Raw genomic sequence first — 6707 nt, forward strand, 5'->3', positions numbered from 1 at the left:
GACGCGGGGCGCGCCACGCGCGGCGGGACCCGCCCGGGAGGCGCCGCGGCGAAGGACGGCTAACCTGATCCCTCGCCGCGACAGCCGCGCCGGCCGGTCCGCCCAGGCCCCGGTCCCGGCGCGCGCCCACCGCGCGGCGCAGGACCGAGGATCTGGGGAAGCCCTTGAACGACACCACCGGCGGGGACGCGCTGGGCAATTCGACCTTCCGTCCGGCCAACGCGGCCCTGCTGTCGGTGTCGCACGTCGAGGCACCCGTGGTGGTGCCGTCGTCGCGCTTCGACGAGGTCCTGGCGCCGACGCTGCAGCGGCTGCGGCTGCAGCCCGGTCTGCTGGAGAAGGTCGCGGGCGTGAGCGAGCGCCGCTGGTGGGCCGAGGGGCAGGACGCCGCCGACGTGGCCGCCGAGTGCGGCGTGAAGGCGCTCTCGGAGGCCGGCGTGGACGCCTCCGACGTCGGCCTGGTCATCAGCACGACGGTCACCCGCCCGCACCTGGAGCCGGCGATCGCCACGTCCGTGCACCACGGGATGGACCTGCCGACGTCGGCGATGAACTTCGACATCACCAACGCCTGCCTGGCCTGGGTCAACGGCGTGCAGGTGGCCTCGGCCATGATCGACGCGGGCGCGATCCGCTACGCGGTGGTGCTCGGCGCCGAGGACGTGCGCAGCATGCACCGGGGCACCCTGGAGCGGATGCAGCGCGAGAGCACCACCCGCAAGGACTTCCTCAACGAGTTCGCGACGCTGACGCTGGGCTGCGGCGCGGCCGCCGCGGTGATCGGGCGCGCCGACGAGCACCCCGAGGCGCACCGGGTGCTGGGCGGGGTGACGCGCGCGGGCACCGCGCACCACGAGCTGTGCATCGGCGACATGCACCACATGCGCACCGACGCCAAGCTGATGCTCACCGAGGGCATCGAGATCGTCGCCGACGCCTTCGAGGGCGGCGACGCCCGGTGGGGCTGGCGCGACGCGGACCGCTTCGTGATCCACCAGATCTCCCGCGTGCACACGCAGACCCTCGTGGACCGCATCGGCATCGACCCGGCCAAGGTGCCGATGACGTTCCCGCGCTGGGGCAACGTGGGCCCGATCTCGCTGCCCATGACGCTGGCCGCGACGGCCCCCGAGCTCAGCCGCGGCGACCGCGTGATCGCCATGGGCGTCGGCTCGGGCCTGAACACCGCGATGATCGAGCTCGCCTGGTGAGCGCTGCGCTGCCCACCACCGGGACGGGGCCGCGCCGGTGGTGACCGCTCCCCTGCGCCCGGCGTCCCTGCCGCCCGCCGGGCTGCCCGGCCTGGACCCGCGCTGGTCGCGGCTGGTGCAGGCCCCCGACAGCGCCGGCGTGCCGCGCACCTGGCACCTGCTGGACACCGCTCCCGGCGCCGCCGAGGGCGAGGTCGCGGGCACCCTGGTGTGCGTCCACGGCAACCCCACCTGGTCGTACCTGTGGCGGCACCTGGCCGCGGCGGCCTCCGCGGCGCCGGTGCCGTGGCGCGTGGTGGCCGTGGACCAGCTGGAGATGGGCTTCTCCGAGCGCACCGGCGTGCACCGCACGCTCGCGCAGCGCACCGCGGACCTGGCCAACGTGATGGACGCGCTGGAGCTGACCGGCCCGGTGGTGGCCGTGGGCCAGGACTGGGGCGGCATCGTCGTCACCGGCTGGGCGGCCGGGGAGCTGGCCCGCAGCACCGGCGAGGGCGCCGGGCGGCACCGCGCCGGGGCGGGCGGGGCGCGGCTGGCCGGACTGGTCGTGGCGAACACCGCCGCCTCCTACCCCGCGGACGCGCCGGCGCCGGGAGCGCTGCGCGCGGCGACCCTGCCGGGCGTGCTGCCGCTGGTGACGCGCCGCGCGGACCTGTTCCTGCGCACCACGCTGGAGCTGCCGAAGCCGCGGCTGGCGGCGGACGTGCGCGCGGCGTACCGGCTGCCGTACCGCACGGCGCAGGACCGCGCCGGCGTGGAGGACTTCGTCGCCGACGTGCCCGTGGGCCACGACCACCCCAGCCGGCCCGCGCTGGACGCGGTGGGCGAGGGCGTGGAGCAGCTGCGGGCGGCCGGCGTGCCGGCGCTGGTGGTGTGGGGCCCGCGCGACCCCGTCTTCGGCGAGCGGTTCCTGCGCGACTGGCGCCGCCGGCTGCCGCGGGCGGACGTGCACCGCCTCGCCGGGGCCAGCCACCTGGTCCCGGAGGACGACCGCTTCGCCCCGGTGGTGCTGGACTGGCTGGGCGAGCGCGTGGCGAGCGCCCCCGGGGGAGCCGACGCGACCGGCGCGGGTGACGCGCCCGGCGCCGCCGCGGCGGACGGCGGGAGCGACGGGCCGCCGCGGCTGTGGGCGGCGCTGGAGGAGCGCTCCGGCGACGAGGGCCCGGCCGTGGTGGAGGTCGCCGCGGACGGCACCTCCCGGGCGATCGGCTGGTCGCTGCTGGCGCGGCGCACCCGCGAGCTCGCCGCGGGCCTGCAGGAGCTGGGTGTGCTCCCCGGGCAGCGGGTCTCCCTGCTGGTGCCCCCGGGCGCGGACCTGACCGCGGCGCTGTACGCGGTGCTGCGCGTGGGCGCGGTCGCGGTCGTGGCCGACGCCGGGCTGGGCGTGCGCGGCCTGACGCGCGCGGTCACCGGCAGCGGCGTGGACTGGGTGGTCGGGGTGCCCAGGGCGCTGGCGGCCGCGCGGGCGCTGCGCTGGCCCGGCCGGCGCATCGCCGCCGGGCCGGTCGGCGGCGCCGCGCTGCGCGCCACCGGCGCCGAGGCGACCCTGCTGGAGGTGGCCGAGCTCGGGCGCAACCGCCTGGCCGGGGGCACCCCGCTGCCGCCGGAGCCGGCCGCCGGCGCCGAGGGCGCGGTGCTGTTCACCTCCGGCTCCACCGGCCCGGCCAAGGGCGTGGTTTACACGCACGCGCAGCTGGCGCGGCTGGCCACGGCGATGGGCGCGGTGATCCGCACCGGGCCGGGCCACCCGCTGGTGTCGGCGTTCGCGCCGTTCGCGCTGTTCGGGCCCGCGCTGGGCGCCACCTGCGTGGTGCCGGCGATGGACGTGACGAAGCCGGCGACGCTGACGGCGCGGGCGCTGGCCGACGCGGTCGCCGCCGGCGGCGCCACCTCGGCGTTCCTGGCGCCGGCGGCGGTCGTGAACGTGCTGGCCACCGCGGACGCCCTGGACGCGCCGCGCCGCGAGGCGCTGGCCGGGGTGCGGGTGCTGCTGTCCGCCGGGGCGCCGGTGCCCACCGCGCTGCTGCAGCGGGTGCGCGAGCTGATGCCGCTGGCCGACCCGCGCACCCCCTACGGCGCCACCGAGGTGCTGCCCGCCACCGACGTGAGCCTGTCGGAGGTGCTCGAGGCCGGTGAGGGCGAGGGCACCTGCGTGGGCCGGCCCGTGCCGGGCGTCGTGGTGGGCGTGGCCCCGCTGGACGCCGACGGGCGCGCGTCGGAGGAGGTCTCCGCCGCGCCTGGGGTGACGGGCGAGGTCGTGGTGGGCGGCGAGCACGTGAAGGACCGCTACGACCAGCTGTGGGGCACCACCGCCGCGAGCGTGCGGGTGCGCCCGGACGCCGAGCTGGCCGGCGCGCTCGGCTCCGGCCGCTGGCACCGCACCGGCGACGTCGGGCACCTGGACGAGGCGGGCCGGGTGTGGGTCGAGGGGCGCCTGGCGCACGTCGTGGTCACCGCCGACGAGGTCGTCACCCCCGTGGGGGTGGAGCAGCGCGCCGAGCGCGTGGCCGGCATCGCCCGCGCGGCGCTGGTGGGCGTCGGGCCGCGCGCGGCGCGCCAGCTCGTCGTGGTCGCCGAGGCCGAGACCGCGGTGACGGGGCCGGTGCGGCGCACCACCGTCGCTCCCCCGCCGCTGGCGCGCCAGGTCCGCCGGGCCACCGGCAGGAACCTGGCCGCGGTGCTGCTGGTGCCCGCCCTGCCCACGGACGTGCGGCACAACTCCAAGATCGACCGGGTCCGCGTCGCCGCCTGGGCGGAGCGGGTCCTGGCCGGCGACCGCGCCGGGAGGCTCGCGTGAAGGTCCTCGTCACCGGCGCCAGCGGCATGCTGGGCCGCGAGACCGCCCTGGCCCTGGCCCGCCGCGGCGACGCGGTGCGGGTGCTGCAGCGCCGCCCGGCCGGGCTGGAGGGCCTGGAGGAGGTCCTCGGCTCGGTGACGGACGCCGCGGCGGTGCAGCGCGCCTGCGAGGGCGTGGACGCCGTGGTGCACCTGGCCGCGAAGGTGTCGATCACCGGTCCGCACGCGGAGTACGTGGAGACCAACGTGCGCGGCACCGAGCGGCTGCTGGCCGCGGCGCGCGCGGCGGGGGCGCGGCGGTTCGTCATGGTCAGCTCGCCCTCGGTGGCGCACGGCGGCGCGGCGCTGGTGGGGGTGGGCACCACGCCCGCCGACCCGGCGGCGGCGCGCGGCTCGTACGCGGTGACCAAGGCGCAGGCGGAGCTGCTGGCGCTGGAGGCGGACGCCCCCGGCTTCGCGGTCGTCGCGGTGCGCCCGCACATCGTGCTGGGCCCGGGCGACACGCAGCTGGTGCAGCGCATCGCCGACCGGGCGCGCGCCGGGCGGCTGCCGCTGCTGGACGACGGCACCGCCCTGGTGGACACCACGTACGTGGACAACGCCGTCGACGCGCTCGTGGCGGCGCTGGACCGCGCCGAGGACGTGCACGGGCAGGCGTTCGTCGTCACCAACGGCGAGCCGCGCACGGTGGCGGAGTGGCTGGCCAGCGTGTGCGAGGCCGCGGGGGTGCCGGCGCCGACCCGGCGGGTGCCCTCGGGCCTGGCGAAGGTCGCCGGCAGCGTGGTGGAGCGCGTCTGGACGGGGCTGCGGGTGGCCGACGAGCCGCCGATGACGCACTTCCTGGCCGAGCAGCTGTCCACGGCGCACTGGTTCGAGCAGCGCCGCACGCGCGAGGCGCTGGGGTGGGCGCCGCGGGTGCCGCTGGAGGAGGGCTTCCGCCGCCTCGCCGCGGGGTTCGAGCCCCGTTAGCGTGGGTCCCGTGATCACGCGGGGTACCACGACGGGCGGGGCGCGGCCGCGACGGCGCGAGGAGGCGCTGCGCGACCTGGGGCAGCTGCGCGAGCTGGACCTGGCCGCCCGGCCGGGCGAGCACGGCCTGCACCGGGCCGCGCGGGTGGAGGACGCCGTCAAGGGCGTGGTCGGCTCCGGCCTGCGCCGGCGCGGCTACCACGCCCGGGCGGTGGCCTACCCGTGCTACGGGGGGCCGGGGTGGGTGCGGGTGCTGGGCCGGGTGCTGCTGGGGCGCGAGGACGACGCCGCGGAGGCGGAGCGCGACGCGGTGCGCAGCGTGCGCGGGTGGCGCAACTTCCTGACGGTGCCGGTGGCCGGTGCGGACGTCACGGTGCACCTGGCGGGCCGGCGGCTGCGGCTGCGCACCGACCGCGGCGGCTACCTCGACGAGGTCGTGGAGGTGGACCTGCCGCCGGGCGTGCACCCGATCACCCTGACGGTGGGCCCGGGCGCGGAGGTGGACGCCGGGGCGCTGCAGGCGGCCGCCGAGCGGGTGGACGACGACACCGAGGGCGGCGCGGAGCTCGTGCCGGAGGCGGCGCGCGAGCACCGCGGCACCGCGCGGGTGGTCGTCGTGGGCCCGCAGCCGCAGCTGGGGCTGCTGTCCGACATCGACGACACGGTGGTGGTGACGCGCCTGCCGCGCCCGCTGCTGGCGGCGTACAACAGCTTCGTGCTCAACGAGCGGGCCCGCGTGCCCGTCAACGGCATGGCGGAGATGTACCAGCAGTTCGTGGCCGAGAACCCCGGCTCACCGGTGCTGTACCTGTCCACGGGGGCGTGGAACGTGGCGCCGACGCTGACGCGCTTCCTGCGGCACAACGGCTACCCGGAGGGCCCGCTGCTGCTGACGGACTGGGGGCCGACGAACACCGGCTGGTTCCGCGACGGCAGCGCCCACAAGCGCGGCACGCTGGCGCGCCTGGCGCGGGAGCTGCCGCAGGTGACGTGGCTGCTGGTGGGCGACGACGGCCAGCACGACCCGACGCTGTACGCGGAGTTCGTGGCGGCGGCCCCGGAGCGGGTGGCGGGCGTGGCCATCCGGCGCCTGACGCCGGCCGAGCAGCTGCTGGCGGGTGGTCACCCGTTGACGGCGGCGGCGGCGCCGCGGGACAGCCGGGTGCCGTGGGTCACCGGCGACAACGGCTTCGAGCTGATGCACCGCTGGCACCGGGCGGGCCTGCTGCACGACGCCTGAGGCGCCGGCGGGGCCGGGGGCCGGTGCGCGCGGCCGGGGAGGGAACGGCGCCGGGGCCGGCCCCGCGGGTGCGGGACCGGCCCCGGCGGTCGGGCCGCGACGTCAGAGACGCACGCGGCGCGGGTTGGCGACGGTGGTCAGCTCGGCGGCGTCGCGCACGTCGATGCTCACGTCGGTGGTCTCCACGGGGGTGTTCTGGTCCATCGCGTACCTCCTGGTCTCGGACGGTGACCGGCGCGGGCGCCGGTCGTCTGCTCCTCGAACCGCGGACAGCACTGTCCTCACACCTGCAGGTGGCGGGTCGTCACCGGCGCCGCGGGGCAGCACCGGCGGGCCCGAGTGTAGTGAGGGTGGCGCCCGGTGCGCTGCCCCCGGGGGCCGCCCAGGGGCCGGTCCGGGACGTGATCTCCGTCACGACGACCACCGCGCCCCGCACCGCTCCGCCTTCGCCGCCCGCGCGACGGGCGGCGAAGGCGGAGCGGTGCGGGGCG

General features: G+C 78.4%; 4 protein-coding genes. All 4 read left to right on the forward strand.

Annotation, left to right across the window (positions count from 1 at the left end):
* The first annotated feature begins 164 nt into the window (after positions 1 to 164).
* Positions 165 to 1211 (forward strand): 3-oxoacyl-ACP synthase III, encoded by a 1047-nt coding sequence (locus GTR00_RS11050; protein WP_166611675.1) that lies wholly within the window; start codon positions 165 to 167, stop codon positions 1209 to 1211.
* Positions 1212 to 1251: 40 nt separating this feature from the next.
* On the forward strand, positions 1252 to 4008 hold the full coding sequence (locus tag GTR00_RS11055) for an alpha/beta fold hydrolase (protein ID WP_205705550.1): 2757 nt from the start codon (positions 1252 to 1254) through the stop codon (positions 4006 to 4008).
* Positions 4005 to 4976 carry an NAD-dependent epimerase/dehydratase family protein gene (locus GTR00_RS11060; RefSeq protein WP_166611677.1) on the forward strand — a complete coding sequence of 324 codons (972 nt, stop codon included), beginning with the start codon at positions 4005 to 4007 and terminating at the stop codon, positions 4974 to 4976. The genes GTR00_RS11055 and GTR00_RS11060 overlap by 4 nt, the downstream gene beginning before the upstream one ends.
* A 94-nt stretch (positions 4977 to 5070) precedes the next feature.
* The gene (locus GTR00_RS25765) at positions 5071 to 6216 is read left to right on the forward strand and encodes an App1 family protein (protein WP_407659678.1); all 1146 of its coding nucleotides are present in this window, start codon (positions 5071 to 5073) and stop codon (positions 6214 to 6216) included.
* The last annotated feature ends 491 nt before the right edge of the window (positions 6217 to 6707 follow it).

This window comes from Kineococcus indalonis (assembly GCF_009906395.1).
GTDB classification, from domain to species: Bacteria; Actinomycetota; Actinomycetes; order Actinomycetales; family Kineococcaceae; genus Kineococcus; species Kineococcus indalonis.